This window comes from Gehongia tenuis (assembly GCF_014384795.1).
In the GTDB taxonomy this organism is placed as follows: Bacteria; Bacillota; Clostridia; order Christensenellales; family NSJ-53; genus Gehongia; species Gehongia tenuis.
Map to the genome: position 1 here is coordinate 496077 of NZ_JACRSR010000001.1, position 17872 is coordinate 513948.

A 17872-nucleotide genomic window follows, 5' to 3' on the forward strand; every position below is an offset into this window, starting at 1 on the left:
GCGGCGATGTGGAAGCGGTGGATGGTGTATCTATCGGTGGCGGCGCTGGTTTGCGGCGTAGGATATGCGGCGAGCCTTCCGGAAAAGCAGGCGGAGGCGCCCACGGTGCGGGCGGAAAAACGGCTTTTATATAAGGAAGTGACGGTGATGGGCGCGGCGGCCTGGGCGGACACGGAGACGGTGGCTTTGCCGGAGGGGGCGAAAGTGAAAAGCGTACTGGTGGAGCCGGGGGATTCCGTGCAGGCGGGGGAGGCGCTGTTTGCCCTGGACGACGGGGAAGCGGTCAGCGCGCTCAAAAAGGCGAAGGCGGAGCGTGAACTTTTTGCCGCCGAACAGCGCTCGGCCATGGCGAAGGCCCAGGATCAGCGGCTATTCGAGCAGCAGGCCATGGCGCAGGGGGCCTCGGCGGAGCTTTCCGCGTTCAACGGAGCGGTGAGCGGCGGCGCCCAAAATCCTGCGGATGAGGCGGCGGCGCAGAAGCAGCTGGAACTCTATGACCTCACGATTGCGGAGCTGGAAGAGGCCCGGGACAGGCTCACCTTCCGCGCCGCCCTCTCCGGCGAGGTGGTTGCGGTGGGCGTTGCCGGGGGAAGCTACGCCGCCGCCGGATCCGGGGTGATCATCGGCAGCGGGCCCATGGAGGTCATGGTGAGCGCCGCCATGAACGACGGGGCGAAGCTCATGGACGGCCAAAGGGCCTATGCGGAAGCGGACGGACGGAGCTGGGAGGGCATCCTTCGGGACGTGAAGGTGGAGCCCGACGGGGAGGGCTACCGCACCACCGCCCGGCTGGAGGGCGCGGAAGGCCTCGCCCTCGGCGAGACGGTGGAGGTGCGGGTGCGGGTGGAGGAGCGGGAGGCCGTCGCGCTGCCCCTTGCCGCCGTGGCCATGGATGGCGGGGAAGCCTGCGTCCTTTTGCCGGACGGAAGCCGGAAGGCGGTCAGCCTGGGGCTCTCCGACGGCGCCTACGTGGAGGTCTCCGGACTTGCCGAAGGGGAGCGGGTGCTCCTGGAGGCGGCCCATGATTGAGATGGAGGGCGTGGTCAAGTATTACCGTCAGGCGAGAGGCGGGGTCCACGCCCTTCGGGGCGTGGATTTTTCCGTGGCGGACGGGGAATTCGTGGCGGTGACCGGCCCGTCGGGATCGGGCAAGTCCACGCTGCTCAACATCCTCGGGTGCCTGGACCGGCCGGACGGCGGCGAGTACCGCCTCGCCGGCAGGTCCGTGGCCCATCTTCGGCCCGCCCAGCTGGCGGAGGTGCGGCGCAAGGTGATCGGCTTCGTGTTCCAGTCCTTCCACCTGCTGCCCCGCATGACGGCCCAGGAGAACGTGGAGCTGCCCCTCATGCTCTCCGGCATCCCGCTGCCCTTCCGCAGGAAACGGGCGGGAGAGCTGCTGGAGAAAATGGGCCTGGGGGACCGGCTGCATCACCTGCCCGGCGAGCTTTCCGGCGGCCAGCGCCAGCGGGTGGCCATCGCGAGGGCGCTGGTGAAGGGGCCGGAGGTGATCTTCGCCGATGAGCCCACCGGCAACCTGGACGAGACCACCGGCAGGGAGATCATGGAGATTTTCGGCGGCCTCCACAAGGAGGGCTGCACGGTGGTGCTGATCACCCACCAGCCGGAGACCGCAAGGTGCGCCGGCAAGGGCTACCGCATGAAAAATGGACGATTGGAGCGATACTTTTGAGTTTTTGGGACATGGCCCGCATGGCTTTTCATCATATGCGGCACAATTTCATGCGCTCCTTTTTGACCCTGCTGGGCATCGCCATCGGCGTGGCTTCCATCCTCACCGTCACCTCGGTGGGGGACGGCGGCCGGGCGCGGATGAACCGGGAGCTCATGCGCTTTGGCATCAACCGGGTCTGGATCTACCCCGAGGAGGACCCGCTGACGGTGAGGAGCGCCGCCGCGCTCATGGGCCTTGACAACGTGAGCGCCTGCTGTCCCGTGGCCCGGCGGATGGGCCTTGCCGAGGGCGGGGAGGGCAGATGCACCCTGCAGGTGGTGGGCGCCACGCCCGCTCAGCTTGAGGGCGAGGAGCTGAAGCTTGTTCTCGGCCGCTTCCTCAAGGACACGGACGGGGCGCTCCGGGAACGGTCGGCGGTCATCATGTCCCGCACGGCGGAGGCGCTGTACGCCGGGGACCCCATTGGTGAGACGCTGTGGGTGGACGGCGCCGCTTTCAAGGTGGTGGGCGTGGTGGAAAGCGGCACCGAACCCGTGTCGAAGAGCGCGGCGGTGGACCAGGTGTTCCTGCCCCTTTCCGTGTACGAAACCCTCTATCCCGGGGGCAGCCTCACCGAGATCACCCTCAGCGTGGCCGAGGGCGCGGACGTGGCCGGGGTCCGGGAGGCGGCGGGGGAGATGCTGGCCCGCCAGTCCGTTAAGGCGGAGCTCAAAAGCCTGGACTATGAGCGGGGGCTCGCTGAGGACGTGCTCAGCATCTTCCTCATGGTGATGAGCTTTGTGGCCGCCATATGCCTGGTGGCCGGGGGCGTCGGCGTGATGAACATCATGCTGGTCACCGTGTCCGAGCGCACCCACGAGATCGGGCTCATGAAGGCGTTGGGCGCGGACAGCGGCATGATCATGGTGCAGTTTCTGGGCGAGGCGCTGTTCTTCTCCCTCACCGGCGGACTTATCGGCATCCTGGGCGGCATGGGGCTGACCGCTCTGGCCCGGATCTTTTTGGATATTCCCGCCGCCGTGGGTTTTGGCCCCGCGCTCCTCACCGCCCTGTTCGCCGCGGCTCTCGGCCTGGTCTTCGGACTCTATCCCGCCTGGAAGGCCACCCAGCTCGATCCGGTGGAGGCCCTGGGCAAGGAATAATTTCCCTTCAAATTCTCGCCTTTTGGGTGTACAATAAACTATCGCGTCTTTTGGCATGGCCAAAGGCGCTTCCCGCATAGGATGATTGAGAAGATTGAGGAGATGGGGTACGGATATGAGAAGAAAAACGCTGTTGACCTCGGTGGCGCTGGTGCTGCTGATCGCCATAACGGCGGGGGGTACCTATTACCTGACCCGTTCGGCCATCGTGCAGGAGGGCACGGTGCTCATCACCGAGGAGGCCTTCCAGCAATACAAGCAGTACGAACGGCTGGCCCAGGTGCAGGATTACATCAAGAACAACTACATCACCGAGGTGGACGACGAGACGCTGGTGAACGGCGCCGTCAAGGGGATGGCCTATTCGACGGGCGATCTCTACAGCGCCTACTACACCCCGGAGGAGTACGCCGAGCTCCAGCAGGAGCGGGAGGGCGCCTACGCCGGGGCGGGCTTTTTGGTGACCCAGGACCCGGACGACGGACTGGTGACGGTGCTGCAGGTCTTCACGGACAGCCCGGCGGCCAAGGCGGGCGTCGCCAAGGCCGACAAGATTGTGAAGGTGGACGGCGAGGACGTGCGCGGGCTCACCACCGATGCGATCGTGGACCGGGTCAAGGGGGAGAAGGGCACCGATGTGGTGCTTACCATGCTTCGGGGCGGGGAGGAAATCGACTTCACCCTCACCCGGGACGACGTGGTGGCGGACCGCACCGAGTATGAGATGCTGGACGACGGCATCCTCTATATCCACATCGTGGAGTTTTCCGGCAACGACGTGACCCGCTTCAAGGAGGCCATGGACTACGGCAGCGAGAAGGGCGCCAAGGGCATCATCGTGGACCTTCGGGATAACCCCGGCGGGCTCTTGAGCGATTCGGTGGCCATCGCCGATCTGCTGGTGCCGGAGGGGCTGGTGGTGTACACCGAGGACCGCTACGGCAACCGCGTGGAGGAGACCTCGGACGCGGGCTGCTGGGGCAAACCGCTGGTGCTCCTGGTCAACGAGAACAGCGCCTCCGCCTCCGAGATCCTGGCCGGCGCGGTGCAGGATTACGGCGTGGGCAAGCTGGTGGGCACGAAAACCTTCGGCAAGGGCATCGTCCAGTCCATCCACCAGTTCCAGGAGGACGGCGCCGCCATCAAGATCACCACCTCCTATTACTACACGCCCAGCGGACGCTGCATCCACGGCACCGGGATCATTCCCGACGTGGAATCCACGCTGCCCGAGGACCTCAGCCGGGCCAGCCTGAACCATGACAACGACACCCAGCTGAAGGACGGCATCAAGGTGCTGAAGGAAATGATGGCGGAATAGCAGAAAACCGGGGCGGCCGACAGGCCGCCTTTTTTTTCGGAAAAATACACGTTTTATTGAATTTTTCCGTGGATTGAGTATAATAAATGCATATCGTGTGAGGATGATGACTGTGACCCAATTTACCGTGGCCAAAACCTTTGTTCCGCTCAGCGACTGCGGGAGCCACACCCATGGCGGCTGGGAGATCATATTGAACCTGTCCGGCAGGGGGGAGAACGTCTTTGACGAGAGGACCAGCCCCTTCTATCCCGGGCTTATTACCTGCGTGCCGCCCCGGATGGCCCACGGGAAAATCTGCCGCGGAACCTTCAAGGATATCTATATCACCACGAATGAGAAGAACCTCTTTCCCGGCGGCAGGGTCATCACCACCACCGACGACGAGTTCAAGAGCATCGAAAAGATCATGGAGATGATCCATTACGCCTATTTCCGGGACAACGGCCTTGTGAGCGCCGGCACGGCGGAACTGTGCGCGGCCCTGGTCCAGCTGATCAAGGAGCGCACCCGGCAGCGCCCGGTGAATCCCTACGCCGAGCGCATCCGAAGGGTGATCATTCAGCGCTTTTCCGATCCCGAGCTGTCCATCACCTCCGCCATGGAGGGGCTGCCCTATTCGGTGGATTACCTGCGCCGCCTTTTCACGAGGGAGTTCGGCGTGACGCCCCAGCAGTACCTCATTCAGCTGAGAATGGAGCGGGCCCGGCAGATCCTGAAGCAGCCGGGGCTTTCCGTCACCGAGGCCGCTCTGTCCTGCGGATTTTATGACGCCCGCTACTTTTCCCGGCTGTTCCGCCGGGAGACGGGCCAGACGCCGAGCGAATATGCGCGGCATCCCAGTTCGTTTTTGTCCACCTAACTGTCCCGGATTTTCCTCCTGTTTTCACCCCTGCCGTGAATATAATAGAGATTAGTTCCGAAAGGAAAAACGATTTTATTAGGAGGGTGGATTATCAATGAAGCATATTATATCGACCGGACCCATGAAAAGCCAGATTGTGGATGAACCCATGCCCACGATCACCGACGATCAGCTTTTGATTAAAACGAAGTACGTCGGCGTCTGCCGTTCGGAGCATGACGACTGGAAAGTGGCCGAAGCGGGCCAGCAGTTTGGTCATGAGCCCATGGGCTATGTGGCCGAAGTGGGCAAGAACGTGAAGGGCTTTGCCGTGGGCGATCGGGTCAGCGGCCTTTGGGGCGGCTCTCTTCCCGGGTCCGGCGGCATGGTGGAGTACGGCGTTGCCACCCCCGGCAAGGACGTCGTTGTGAAGCTCCCCGACTGCCTCAGCGATGAGGAAGCCATCCTGGAGCCCCTCGCCTGCATCGCCAGCGCGGTCAGCAAGGTGAAAAAGGGCGTGCCCGGCGACAAGATCGCCGTGGTGGGCACCGGCTACATGGGCTGCGGCGCCATCAGCCTTCTGAAGGCGTGCGGCGCTTACGTGGTGGCGGTGGATATCCGTCCCGAGTCCCGCGAATGGGCGAAGCGCTACGGCGCGGATGAAGTGTACACCCCGGAGGAGGCCTGGGAGAAGTTCGAGGCCCATATGGATCCCTCCGAAGGTTTCCTCGGCTTTGACGCCGTGATGGAGTGGGGCGAGACCAACGAGTCGCTGGATCTGGCCATCCATATGACCAAGATGTGCGGACAGCTTTGCATCGGCGCCTATCACACCGGCGGCAAGCGTCTTGTGGACGTGCAGCGGCTCAATGTGATGGCCATTGACTGCCTCTCCACCCATCCCCGTGAGCTGGAGCTGAGCCGCAGCGGCGCCGAGAACGCCGCCCGCATGCTGGCCAGCGGCGAGTGGAAGTTCCGCAATGTGCCCACCAGGATCTATCCGAGGAACATGTTCGATCAGGCTCAGGCCGATCTGGAAGTGAAGTACGGTAAGTTCGTCAAGGCCGCCGTGGATATGACCATGGAGGACGGCGAGCCCTACATCATTGGGGAGTAAGCATGGAAAAGCTCCTTTGTCCATCGATGATGTGCGCGGATTATGCTTCTTTGAAGACAGAGATGGAAGCGCTGGAGGCTGCGGGGGCGGATCTGCTGCATATTGACATTATGGACGGGACCTTCGTGCCCAATTTTGGTATGGGACTGCAGGATACGGAGTATCTTTGCAAAGCGGCAAGGATTCCCTGCGGCGTCCACCTGATGGTGCGGCGCCCCGGGGATTACCTCGAGCTGTTTGCGTCCCTGGGCGCGGAGCGGATCATCGTCCATGCGGAAGCGGAAGGCGATACCGCCGATCAGCTTCAAAAGATTCGGGCACTGGGCAAGAAGGCGGGTATCGCGGTGAACCCTGAAACGTCCTTCGAGGCGGTCGAAGCCTTCCTGCCTTTGTGTGACGAGGTGCTGGCCATGAGCGTGCACCCCGGCTTCGCCGGTCAGGCGTTTATCCCGGAATGCGCCGAAAAGGTGAAACGTTTCGCCAAGGAAAGCGGACGCTACGGCTACGAGGTGGTGCTGGACGGCGCCTGCTCGCCGGAGCGCATCGGAAGCTTCTCCAAGGAGGGCGTGCACGGGTTCGTTTTAGGCACCTCGGCGCTTTTTGGGAAGGGCCGGCCCTACGCCGAGATCCTTCGGGAACTTCGAAGTCTGTAACAGGAAGGGATGGACCATGAAAATTGCCATTGGAAACGACCACACCGCGGTGGAGATGAAACAGGCGATCCAGCAGTATCTGACGGAGCTTGGCCATGAGGTGGTCAACTACGGCACCGATTCTTCCGAACGCTGCGACTACCCCGTCTATGGGGAGAAGGTGGCGCTGGCGGTGGCTTCGGGGGAAGCGGATCTCGGGGTTCTCATCTGCGGAACCGGTGTGGGCATCTCCCTTGCGGCCAACAAGGTGAAGGGAATCCGCGCCTGCGTTTGCAGCGAGCCCTATTCCGCCCGCCTGTCACGGGAACACAACAACACCAACATCATCGCCTTTGGCGCCCGGGTTGTGGGCGTGGAACTGGCCAAGATGATTGTGAGCGAATGGCTGAACGCCGTCTATGAAGGCGGCCGCCATCAAAAGCGCATCGATATGATTCATGCCATCGAGGCGAAAAGATAGTCTAAAAAGAGATTTAAGAAAGGGGAAACGGGTACATGAGTGGATTTCAGATCGGAATGGATATTGGCGGAACCAACATCCGGATTGGCGCCGCCCGGGGCAGCGGCGAACTGGTGGGCTTTCGAAAACTGCCGCGGCGGGATGTACTGCCCGGCACCGAACCCTGTGAGCGGCTCAGCGCCTATCTGAAGGCATACATCGCTGAGGAGCTTCAGGGCGGCCCGGTGGACGCCATCGTGATCGGCCTGCCCTCCACCATCAGTTCCAGCCACCGCCGCGTCCTCCAGTCGCCCAATGTGGAGGGACTGGATGGGGTGGACCTGGCCGACGGGCTGGAGAAGGAACTGATGACGAAGGTATGGCTGGAGCGGGATGTGAATCTTCTGCTGTACCACGACATGAAGGCCATGGCGCTGCCCCAGGAGGGCTTCACCGTGGGCATCTATGTGGGCACCGGCATTGGCAACGCTCTGTTCCTGGGCGGCAAGCCGTACACGGGTCGAAACGGCGTCGCCGGAGAACTGGGGCATCTGCCCATGATCGGAAGCGAGAAGATCTGCGGCTGCGGGAATATTGGCTGCACGGAGTGCTATGCCTCCGGCCGGGCCCTTGAAAACATCTCCCGCACCTGTTTCCCCGATACACCCCTTTCCGATCTGTTCGTGAAGCACGGGGAGGACCCCATCCTGCTTGATTTTGTGGATGGAGTCGCCTGCGTGATCGCGGCGGAAATCAATCTTCTGGACCCCATGTGCGTGGTGCTGGGCGGCGGCGTGCTCACCATGCCCGCCTTCCCCGTGAAGCTGCTGGAGGAGAAGATTCACCTCCACGCCCGCAAGCCCCTGCCGGAGGAGACCATCGAGCTGCGTTACACCGACGGTCTGCCGGAGAATGGCGTCTATGGTGCGCTCATCTGCGCCCAAAAACTGTAACCCATAATTTTTGAAATTCCATACCCAGAAAAATGGGCCCCCTGCAAAGGGGGCCCATTTTTGGGTTCGCTTAGAGGATCAGCTCCCGGAGCACCCGGGCGGCGCTCACAAATTCGGCAATGGACAGGGATTCGTCGGTGGTGTGCACGTCCTTCATGCCTGAGCCGATATTGAAGGAGACGAGGCCCTGGGCATTGAACACGTTGGAATCGCTGCCGCCGCCGCAGGAGACGAACTCCGGGGTGACGCCCGCCCGACGGCAGGCTTCCGCCACCCGCACCACCTGGGGATCATCGCCGGGAATATCGTAGGGCACGTAGCCCTCCCGCACCGTGCATTCCAGCCGTGCGCCGTATTCATCCGCCGCGGACTGCAGAGCCTGCACCAGTTCGTTGGTGTGGCCGGCCAGCTTCACCTTGGAACGGCTTCTCACCTCGATGACGATCTCCGCCTCCGGAGATACGATGTTGGTGGGGCCCACGGCCCGGAAGGTGCCGATGTTGGCGGTGGTCTCCTCGTCCACCCGTAAAAGCTTCATGCGGGACACCGCCGCGGCGCCCACCATGATGGCGCTGACGCCCGCTTCGGGCGCGATGCCGGCATGGGCGGGCACGCCGTGGATCTTTGCCCGGATCTCCATCATGCCCGGGCCCCGGATGGGCATGACGCCGGGGGACCCCACATAGTCAACGGACAGGGCCAGCCTCGATTTCACCCGGGAGATGTCGAAGGTTTTGGCGCCCATGAGGCCCACCTCCTCCTTGACGGTGAACAAAAGCTCCACCGGCCGGTGGGGGAGTCCCTCCTCCAGCACGGCGCGAAGGGCCTCCAGGATGGCCGTGATGCCCGCCTTGTCGTCCCCCCCGAGGATGGTGCCGTCCCGGCTTTTCACAAAGCCGTCCTCCACGTAGGGATCGATGCCCCGGCCGGGCACCACCGTGTCCATGTGCGCGCACAGGAGGATGGGTTCGCCCTGCATTGTGCCGGGCAGATAGGCGTACAGATTGCCCGCGTCGGAGCCCGCCGCCTCGCCGCCCCCGGCCCATTCCACCGAAAGGCCGGCGAAAGCGCCGAGATCCTTCAGCAAAACCTCGGCAAAGGCCCGCTCATTTCCCGATTCGCTGTCCACCCGCACATAATCCATAAACTTTTGCAGCATCCTTTGGGGATCGATCAATGCCAACACCTCATTTCGTTTTGGTCAGCTTGCGGGATTCCCGCACAAAGATATTCTTGCCGTTGCCGTCTTTGCTGGATACGGACTTGATCTCAAAGGCGTTGAGGGAGCTGATGAACCGGGTCAGCTTCTTGAAGCCATAGTTGCGCACGTCAAAATCGGGGTAGCGCTTGATAAGAATGTTGCCGATGTTGCTCACGCTGGTCCAGCCGTCATCGTCGGAGGTCTCGTCCACGATGGTGCGCATGGCCTTGCGGATGGCGTCGAGGGGGATGCGCTCCGAGGCGTAGGCCGCGTCCTCGGTGGGGGCGGCGCACTCGGTGGCCTGAGCCAGCACCTCCAGGTATTTAAACTTGTTGCAGGCGGCCACGAAGGGGCTGGGCGTTTTCTTCTCGCCCATGCCGACGACCACCTTGCCCGCCTCCCGTAGCCGGGACGCCAGGCGGGTGAAGTCACTGTCGCTGGATACGATGCAAAACCCCTCCACATTGCCGGTGTAGAGGATGTCCATGGCGTCGATGATCATGGCCGAATCGGTGGCGTTCTTGCCGGTGGTGTAGCCGTACTGCTGGATGGGGGTGATGGAGTGCTCGAGGAGCACGCTCTTCCAGGAACCCAGGGCCGGCTTGGTCCAATCGCCATAGATGCGCTTATAGGTGATGACGCCATCGTTGGACAGCTCGTCCAGGATGAACTTGATGTATTTTTCCGAAACATTGTCCGCGTCGATGAGCACGGCAAAACGGTTGTCGTTGGACATAGAGCACCTCAAATCATAGTTTGTCCCTTCCATATTATGCCTCAAAACGGCTTTCGTCAATGCTGAAAGGCAAAGTGCGGCAAAACCGGGGGCAGAGCCAAATCAGCGAACACCTACCTGCATTTTTCCGCGGCAAACTTTTTTGTTATTCTGATTGTATATGCTAAGACTGATTTCTATGAACGAAAACTGCTCATTGATTGCAGTGATTTCACCGCGCAGCACAAGCCCGTCGCCCACCAGCACCGGAGCCACGAACTTGACTTCCACTGAGTGAATTAGGCTGCGTTCCCCGGGAAGGTAAACACCTGCCAATGTCGATAAAAATGAAGCCGTCAGCATTCCATAGACGACACGCTCGGCAAATCCGTGTTCATTTGCGTAGGCTGTATCGCGGTGCAGAGGATTCTCGTCCCCAGTAATTTCCCGAAACTGGTCCATCATTTTTGGGGTTATGGAAAAGGACAGCTCCTGCTTCATTCCCAGGGATAGATCCTTCAGCTGATAATGGTTCAAGACAGTTTCCTCCATGTCTTCAGTACTCGGTCGGCTATTGCCTCAGCATCGAGGCCGTTCATCCGATACATTTGTTTCAATGTGCCGTATCCCTGAGAGAACACACCGGCTAAACCAATCCGGCAAAGCACCGCATGTTCAGGAAGCTCGCACAAAACTTCGGCAACGGCACTGCCCAGTCCGCCCGTGATGCTATGCTCTTCCACCGTTGCCAGCAGACGTACTTTCGCCGCAAGTTTTAAAACGGTCTCACTGTCAAAAGGCTTGATGGAGGAAAAAACATAGACGGCAGTTGAAATGCCGAGTGTTGTCAGCTTTTGCGCCGCGGCCAGGGCCTGTTCGGCAATGCTGCCCGTGGTAATGATTGCCGCATCGGTGCCATCCGCGATTTGCTGCGCCTGATAGGGATATCCGCTGCGGGACGCCGGGAAAAAATCCTTTTCTCCGTTCATCCCCATTCGAATATATACAGGCCCCTCAATTTTGTATGCCTCGGCCACAGCAGCCTCCACCTCGGCCGGCGAAGCGGGTGACAGAATGGTCAAGTTGGGCAATGCCCGTAGATTTGCCAAATCTTCCGTCGCATGATGAGTTGAACCCAGATTGCTGATGGACATACCGCCGCCGCTTGCGACCAATTTTACATTTCTGCATGGGAAGCATACATCATCACGGATGAACTCGTATGCACGATAGGCAAGAAAGGAGCCGGCCGTCAGAACGAAGGGAATATAACCACAGGTTGATAATCCGGCGCCCATAGCCACCATATTTTGTTCAGCAATACCAACGTTGAAAAAACGTTCTGGGAAATCACGCTGAAACAGCCAATCATAATCGGTGCCGTTATCCGCAAGGACGGAGACCACACGGTCATCTTCCTGGGCAAGTTTATTCAGCGCATTGATATATGCTCTTTGCATGATCAACTTCCTCCTGACTTATGTCCAATTCAGCCATAAATGTCTTGAGTTCCTTTTTCCCCGGCATGCGATAATGCCAGACAGGGTTATTTTCCATGATCGATACACCCTTGCCCTTGACAGTTTTTGCAACAATCGCAAGCGGCTTGTCCTCGTGGGACCGTCTGTGGGACAAGATCTGAGTCAACGCTTCTAGATCGTGACCGTCGACACTCACAACATCCCATCCGAAACTACGCCATTTATCCTCCCACGACGATATGCCGGCAATTTCGCTGACGGTGGCCATTTTCTGTAAACCGTTGACATCGACGATGGCGATGAGCCTGCCCAGTTTTAAGGCGGAAGCAGCAATAACCGCTTCCCAAACGCTGCCTTCCTCACATTCGCCGTCGCCCAGCAAAACAAATGTCTCAAAATCTGCATGGGACATTTTGCTGGCAAGCGCCGTGCCCACGCCAAAAGACAGGCCGTGTCCCAGTGAACCGGTGGGGGTTTCAATACCTGGAATACTTTCACCGGAAGGTTCGCCGCCGAGAACGGAGTGAGGCTTGGCATACCCCGACAAAACATCTTCTCCAAAAAACCCCACATGTGACAAAACCGTATAACAAGCGAGCGCCGCGTGCCCCTTACTGAGGATCAGTCTGTCACGATCGGCCCACAATGGTTCATTGCAGCGAAAATTCATAGTCTTTCTAGCATAAAGGGTATACAGGATCTCGAGAGAAGAAAATGAAGACGCCAAATGACCGCCGCCGCCTGCGCAGGCTGTCAAAAAAATCTTTTTGCGCAATCCGCGCAGAATATCTGCTTCGTTCATTGCTCTGCCTCCTTGGTGATATTATTGGTGATGCAATATTCGCTTATGAAGTTTGTTTCCGCTTCTTGATAGATTCGATAATCTTCTTCCCACGAAGAGAATGCAGGATCCCCCCGGTGATCGGGAAGTTCGAAATTGTCATGAATATATTTTGACACAAAATCGGTGTATTTAATAGCGCCAAAAATATTCACATGATTTTTATCGTATAGATCCATGTCAGCATCCAATCCGATTTCCTCATAATAGTCATTGGTATCCAGAAAATCGTAGCCATATGATCCAATAAGATCTTCAACCGAATTGTATAGGGCCTTCACGCTGCTGTCTTTTTCAGAAAACGCATTGACCAAAAATAAAGCGTTCAAATTTTCAGCTTTGCAATAATCCAATAAATCCCGCAGGGTGCTTTCCAGTTCAGGCGTTAATTCGCAGCGCTCGGTTACCATGGAATAATCCGTCAAAGTTTGAGGCACAGGCGGCGAATTATAAAAATAAAAGCCTTTCATATGCCGTGCATATAGATTTTCCTGGGGACGATAGGAATATCGGTCGATTTCACGCCAGTTTCCATGATAGTAGATCAGATCTAAATACATTGAAGCTGTGTTTTTAGGCACCAGTCCATTTTTTTCGATACTGTAATGAACCATATTGATTCGGTTCAAAGAATAAGGCATGGCATCCGTATAAATCCGGACATATTCTTCTGAATAAAATGAGGGGTTATGCTGCATGATTTCTGCGGCCCGCAGATCAATAACGTACAGTTTGGCTGTCTCATGCCTGCGGGACTCTTCAATTAGATATTTAATCACCGAAGGCGACATGGAATCGCCGGAATAGTTGAAGGAAGTATAGCCGTACTCATTCCAAGCACGCATGGGAATCCAGTAAATATATGTGGAACTTCCGCCAATGCATACGGCATCGATGGGCGTTGTGTGTTGTTCATAGCCATTTTTATTCTTTTTAAAGGCATCGTGTTGACGGCGGACTACGTAGGAAACGGATGCAAATAGAACGGAAAAAATAACGGTAAATATAATAACGTGAATCAGCCAACGACCTTTTTTGGGAGTAGATTCCATGAATGACATGTCCTTTCGTTTTAAAACTGCTTATAGATAAAGCCAGCTTCGTTGTATCCCGGACCATAGATGCCGAAGATCAACACCACAAAGATACCTGTCAGCAGGACAAGATACTGAAAAACAATATTTTGCCGGCTCAAGGCGTTGCGGAGCTGTTTGCCCTGCTCATGCAGGATGCCAACACAGACCAAAACCAAGAATCCGACTGCCAATATGAAAAAGTCGTAGATATCAAGCCCCATATTGAGCAGCGAACCGTCGGTGAAAATCCATGGATTTATGCCGCCGCTGAACATTCTGGAAAAAACATCGATGCCTCCGCTCACGGAGCCCGCACGCACAAAAATCCAGCTGCAGCACATGGCCAGCAGGGTGCGGATGCGGCAAAACAAACGGTAGCTGAAGCAGTCCACGCGAATATGCAGCAAGTTCGTCAACCTCTTGAGCAGCGGCGAAAGAAGTTCTCCAGAAATGATGAAGAATCCCGGTATTAATCCGGAGGCGAGGATGAACGTTGCGCTGCCGCCATGCCAAAGGCCAATGGATATCCACAGCGCCGACATGCCAAGACATACGGGCAGTTTTTTCCCATATACTTTTCCAAGATGTTTCTTGGATTTTTTTGTAAAACGCTGCATGAAACCGGATTTCAACAGGGGATACATCACATAGGTCTTGAACCAAAGGCCCATGGTGATATGCCAGCGTCTCCAAAATTCCGACAAGGATAATGACGCGAAGGGCACATTAAAATTCTCGGGCAATGTGATGCCAAAGCATTCCGATACGCCCAGCACGATATTCATGCAGCCGGCAAAGTCATTATAAAGCTGAAAGGCGTACAACAGTATTGCAACGACCCAGAATAATCCCGCATAGTTCTCCGGCGCGTCAAAAAGGGCGCCAACAAAAATGCCTGCCCGGTCCGCCAGCACCATTTTCTGAAAGCATCCCCACAGTATCCGCTCCGCACCGTGCAGCACCCGTTTCGGATCGAAGGGAGGCGGGCTGCGAAACTGTGGTTCCATGCTGTCATAGTTTACAATGGGTCCGCTGGTTAGCTGGGGAAAATAACTGGCTACCAGGAATAATCGAAAATAATTGCGCGCATATGGGTACTTTTCCCAGTAGACATCAATCAGATAGCCCACCAGGGACAAAGTGAAATAGGAAATGCCGATGGGGCCCCAAACCGCGTAGGCAATCAAGGTTACGTCATTTCCGGAAATAGCATGATACAGCTTCTTCAGAAGATTGAAAAATTCCATATCTCTAAAGAAGAACAATGTGCCCAAAGTGGCTACAAGGAATGCCACCAAACAAAGACGACGCAGTGCAGCGCCTTTAACGCGCTGTATCAGATACGAACCGCACCAAACGACAAAGACTTCCGCGCATAACACCAAAAGCATGGAAATACCTGAGGACAGGTAAACAAATGCTGCACTCAGTAGGGCTAGAAAACACCATCTGATCCTGGCAGGCAGAATATAATACACGATCAGTGCGATTGGCAGTAAAACAAAAAAAGTCAAGGAAGTAATCGACATTGGCTTATATAATCTTTCTGTAGTATGTGTTTTTGACCGTCAACGCGGTTAGCGCCCGCCGGTGATAAATATATTCTGACCATTGACTTGACCGCTGCCATCAGAAAGAAGGAAGCGGATTGCCGGTATGATTTCGTCCACATGAAGCAGCCGCCCCGCGGGATTTTCGGCAGCATATTTTTTCACGAGTATTTCCGGCTGATTTTGAATATATTTGGTATCGGTCCATGAGGGCGATACACCGTTCACTGTAATACCCTTGGCGGCATATTCACTCGCCAGCGAACGCATGAGTCCCAATAAAGCGTATTTTTCCGTCATATAGTGAGCGCAGTAGGGCGCCGGCGGACCGGACAGAACGGAGGACAGCATCATGACGATTCGGCCGTAGCGCTGCTTAACCATCGCCGGCAGAAATGCCTGACAAATCAGTATGGTTGAGCGCAGCCCAATGATCAAAGCTTCATCGAAGGCTGAAATGGCCAACTTATGAAAATGACCATTTGTACAGGAAGGAGCCGCGAACTGAACGATCTGGCTGGGCGGACAATGAAACGTGTTGATCTGGTCGATCAGGGCGCCTATCTCTTCCTCTTGGGTCAGGTCAGCCTGCACAAGTACAAGCTTATCGCCAAGAACGCTTTTTAAATGCTCCAATTTTCCGTTAAGCATACGGTAATGGGCATAAATACGGCCATAATCCTCCGCTGCGCATTCAATCAAGCGCGTCCCCATATCTGAAGACGCGCCAACAACCAGCAGTGTTTTTGCCATGCGTTCTCCCTGACCGGTCATCGTCCGCAGCGTTCCTTTATGATATCCACCATTTCACCTACGTTTTTCATGCCGGTCACTTCAGCCATTTTGAACTTCATACCAAATCTTTCCTCGATGGCCACTACGAGGTTGATATGCTCCAGACTGTCCCAGTCCTCAATATCACTCGACGTGGTATCGTTGCCTACCGTGATGGAATCATCATCAAATACGTCCCGAAAGACCTCATTCAGTTCCTCATAAATTGCTTCTTTTGTCATGTCTCATTCTCCCTATCTATATGTGTTGTATGGTAATGATACGTATCCGGATGAGCGACAAAGCTTTCTCCGGACTTATCAAATCCCATTCGTTCATAAAGGTCAGCCACCATGCCATTCTTTGCAGTGGGCAGATACTCACCGACAACCGTATCAAAACCGTTTTCAGCTGCTGTACGTATGATGGTATCCGCTACATACTCTTCCATCCCGCGTTTGAGTACACGGCAGCTCATCAGCCATTCCCGAACAAAGAGTGTATTTTCGTCCCGCTTGTCCAGTATCACTAAACTGATCAGCCCATGGGAGGCGAAGCGGTCTTTAAGACCAAACCATATCGTGATGACCTGGGGATTGTTTGCAAGGTCAGCAATTTCATCTTCGGTATAACGGCCGGTACGAAGATTGAATTGATTGGACCGCTGAGTCAACTGCGCAATCCTTGGATAGTGAAAGGGGTCGAAGGCCGAAACGGTGGCTTTCATTTCCAGACTTTTGAGATAATCGTCATAGTTGCTGAACTCCGCCTGGGCCTTCAGGCTTTTCATGCGTTCCTGATATTGCTGTGTACGGCTTGCGTCATTATCGGAATAGGAGGTTGTTTCAAATAGATTCAGCCTCCGAAGATAAGACACATATTCTGCCGGATCCTCGGGCATCTCAGGAACAACAATGTCTGGAATGAGACTGCGCACCACATTGCGTTCAAATACGTTATCATCAATAAAGACCATACTGTCCATGCCAATGTTAAGGCTTTTTTGAATAAATTTTATATTGGAAGCCTTATCTTCCCAATTTGCCACAAAAATAGCGAAATCGTCCAACTTCAGCAACATATCGGGATGCTTTTCAAAAGGCTCCTTGGCTGTAGCTTCATTGTTCTTGCTGCACACCGCGAGCAGAATGCCGCGGAGCTGCAATTCCTTCAGCCATTGCTGAAAGCATAAAAAGGCGCGGCCGATTCCCAATTCACCGATCTCAATACCATGGATTCCGTCGTCACCAATCACACCACCCCACAGTGTGTTGTCGAGATCGAGGACCACACATTTGTGTATATGTCCCATTGCAGAGCGCAGTATATCGGCGATGTGTGCCGCAATATACTGTAAGGTTTTCTGTGAATAGGGCATTCGGGCGATGAAATACATTTTATCCGAGGCAAAGTCGGCTTGGCCAAGCCGTGCCTGAATCAAATCCATATCAATGAGAGTATAGCCGGGCTCATTGAGTGCTGCCTCACCAAGCAGATAGTTGAGTTTTTTGAGCTGAAAGGGGAAAGAGGATTCCACTTTACAGGCGTAATTACCAAAGGTAGCATCATCCATCAGGGGATACGTCAGCTGGAAGATTTTGCAGTGCGTCTGTTTTATCAGGCGTTGACGAAACGAGGCCAGTATTTCCGCCTGTTTTTCCGCAAAATGAATTCTATCGTTCAAAGGTGTGCTGCAGTAAGCGTCATACAGCTTAGCTGTACAGCAGGCAAACAGAACGGCATCGGGCGACGCCTGATACAATTCGGAGTCAGGATCCAGTATTTGCGCATTAATTTGGTCATAATCCGTGTCATGCACGGCATAGTCGATATGGCTTAGGACAAAGGTGCCCTGTAATGCGACAGCAAGATGCTGAGTTGCAAAGTCACCGATGATGACAAGAGAACGCGTCATATCCCCCGCCAACTGAGCTGCGGTCTTAATATCTTTCCAGGAATACTCAACGCTCATTATGATTCACCCCATATTTTTAATAAAACACAAGCCATTATTCTATTGAAAGGCGGTTTCAAAAACATATTATTACGCTAATCAGTTTAAGGATTAAACA

Annotated in this window: 19 protein-coding genes; 9 read left to right on the plus strand and 10 right to left on the minus strand. The window is 56.0% G+C overall.

What is annotated here, in order from left to right; genetic code table 11:
* Positions 1-6 precede the first annotated feature (6 nt).
* The 9 genes from H8696_RS02485 to alsK all read left to right on the plus strand — a co-directional run bounded on the left by H8696_RS02485 (position 7) and on the right by alsK (position 8162).
* Positions 7-1029 carry an efflux RND transporter periplasmic adaptor subunit gene (locus H8696_RS02485; RefSeq protein WP_283244845.1) on the plus strand — a complete coding sequence of 341 codons (1023 nt, stop codon included), beginning with the start codon at positions 7-9 and terminating at the stop codon, positions 1027-1029.
* Positions 1022-1690, plus strand: coding sequence for an ABC transporter ATP-binding protein (locus H8696_RS02490; protein WP_249314680.1), 669 nt, complete (start codon positions 1022-1024; stop codon positions 1688-1690). Before H8696_RS02485 ends, H8696_RS02490 begins: the two co-directional genes overlap by 8 nt.
* Entirely contained in the window at positions 1687-2835 is a 1149-nt protein-coding gene (locus H8696_RS02495; RefSeq protein WP_249314681.1) for an ABC transporter permease, read from the plus strand. The genes H8696_RS02490 and H8696_RS02495 overlap by 4 nt, the downstream gene beginning before the upstream one ends.
* A gap of 115 nt (positions 2836-2950) precedes the next feature.
* Positions 2951-4156 (plus strand): S41 family peptidase, encoded by a 1206-nt coding sequence (locus H8696_RS02500; RefSeq protein ID WP_249314682.1) that lies wholly within the window; start codon positions 2951-2953, stop codon positions 4154-4156.
* A gap of 112 nt (positions 4157-4268) precedes the next feature.
* Complete coding sequence (locus H8696_RS11335) at positions 4269-5018, plus strand: AraC family transcriptional regulator (RefSeq protein WP_249314683.1); 750 nt, start codon at positions 4269-4271, stop codon at positions 5016-5018.
* A gap of 97 nt (positions 5019-5115) precedes the next feature.
* Positions 5116-6117 carry a zinc-binding dehydrogenase gene (locus tag H8696_RS02510; protein ID WP_249314684.1) on the plus strand — a complete coding sequence of 334 codons (1002 nt, stop codon included), beginning with the start codon at positions 5116-5118 and terminating at the stop codon, positions 6115-6117.
* A gap of 2 nt (positions 6118-6119) precedes the next feature.
* Positions 6120-6770: a ribulose-phosphate 3-epimerase gene (locus H8696_RS02515; RefSeq protein WP_249314685.1), complete on the plus strand. Its 651-nt coding sequence runs from the start codon at positions 6120-6122 to the stop codon at positions 6768-6770.
* A 16-nt stretch (positions 6771-6786) separates the two neighbouring features.
* Positions 6787-7230, plus strand: a complete 444-nt coding sequence (rpiB, locus tag H8696_RS02520) for a ribose 5-phosphate isomerase B (protein WP_249314686.1) — start codon at positions 6787-6789, stop codon at positions 7228-7230.
* Between the two features lie 35 nt (positions 7231-7265).
* Positions 7266-8162, plus strand: a complete 897-nt coding sequence (alsK, locus tag H8696_RS02525; RefSeq protein WP_249314687.1) for an allose kinase — start codon at positions 7266-7268, stop codon at positions 8160-8162.
* Between the two features lie 70 nt (positions 8163-8232).
* Here alsK and H8696_RS02530 read toward each other — a convergent pair whose 3' ends face one another.
* The 10 genes from H8696_RS02530 to H8696_RS02575 all read right to left on the minus strand — a co-directional run bounded on the left by H8696_RS02530 (position 8233) and on the right by H8696_RS02575 (position 17772).
* A complete protein-coding gene (locus H8696_RS02530; RefSeq protein WP_249314688.1) occupies positions 8233-9339 on the minus strand; it encodes a M20/M25/M40 family metallo-hydrolase in 1107 nt (368 codons plus the stop codon).
* 10 nt (positions 9340-9349) lie between these two features.
* The gene (locus H8696_RS02535; protein ID WP_249314689.1) at positions 9350-10099 is read right to left on the minus strand and encodes an NYN domain-containing protein; all 750 of its coding nucleotides are present in this window, start codon (positions 10097-10099) and stop codon (positions 9350-9352) included.
* 102 nt (positions 10100-10201) lie between these two features.
* Positions 10202-10615 (minus strand): MaoC/PaaZ C-terminal domain-containing protein, encoded by a 414-nt coding sequence (locus tag H8696_RS02540; protein ID WP_249314690.1) that lies wholly within the window; start codon positions 10613-10615, stop codon positions 10202-10204.
* Positions 10612-11538 (minus strand): transketolase family protein, encoded by a 927-nt coding sequence (locus tag H8696_RS02545; RefSeq protein ID WP_249314691.1) that lies wholly within the window; start codon positions 11536-11538, stop codon positions 10612-10614. The genes H8696_RS02540 and H8696_RS02545 overlap by 4 nt, the downstream gene beginning before the upstream one ends.
* Complete coding sequence (locus tag H8696_RS02550) at positions 11507-12361, minus strand: transketolase (RefSeq protein ID WP_249314692.1); 855 nt, start codon at positions 12359-12361, stop codon at positions 11507-11509. Before H8696_RS02550 ends, H8696_RS02545 begins: the two co-directional genes overlap by 32 nt.
* Positions 12358-13452 carry a hypothetical protein gene (locus H8696_RS02555; RefSeq protein ID WP_249314693.1) on the minus strand — a complete coding sequence of 365 codons (1095 nt, stop codon included), beginning with the start codon at positions 13450-13452 and terminating at the stop codon, positions 12358-12360. The genes H8696_RS02550 and H8696_RS02555 overlap by 4 nt, the downstream gene beginning before the upstream one ends.
* Positions 13453-13472: 20 nt before the next feature.
* A complete protein-coding gene (locus H8696_RS02560) occupies positions 13473-15005 on the minus strand; it encodes an MBOAT family O-acyltransferase (protein WP_249314694.1) in 1533 nt (510 codons plus the stop codon).
* Positions 15006-15053: 48 nt separating this feature from the next.
* On the minus strand, positions 15054-15779 hold the full coding sequence (locus H8696_RS02565) for an SDR family NAD(P)-dependent oxidoreductase (protein WP_249314695.1): 726 nt from the start codon (positions 15777-15779) through the stop codon (positions 15054-15056).
* Between the two features lie 17 nt (positions 15780-15796).
* On the minus strand, positions 15797-16042 hold the full coding sequence (locus tag H8696_RS02570) for an acyl carrier protein (RefSeq protein WP_249314696.1): 246 nt from the start codon (positions 16040-16042) through the stop codon (positions 15797-15799).
* Positions 16039-17772, minus strand: a complete 1734-nt coding sequence (locus tag H8696_RS02575) for an HAD-IIIC family phosphatase (protein WP_249314697.1) — start codon at positions 17770-17772, stop codon at positions 16039-16041. Before H8696_RS02575 ends, H8696_RS02570 begins: the two co-directional genes overlap by 4 nt.
* Positions 17773-17872 lie beyond the last annotated feature (100 nt).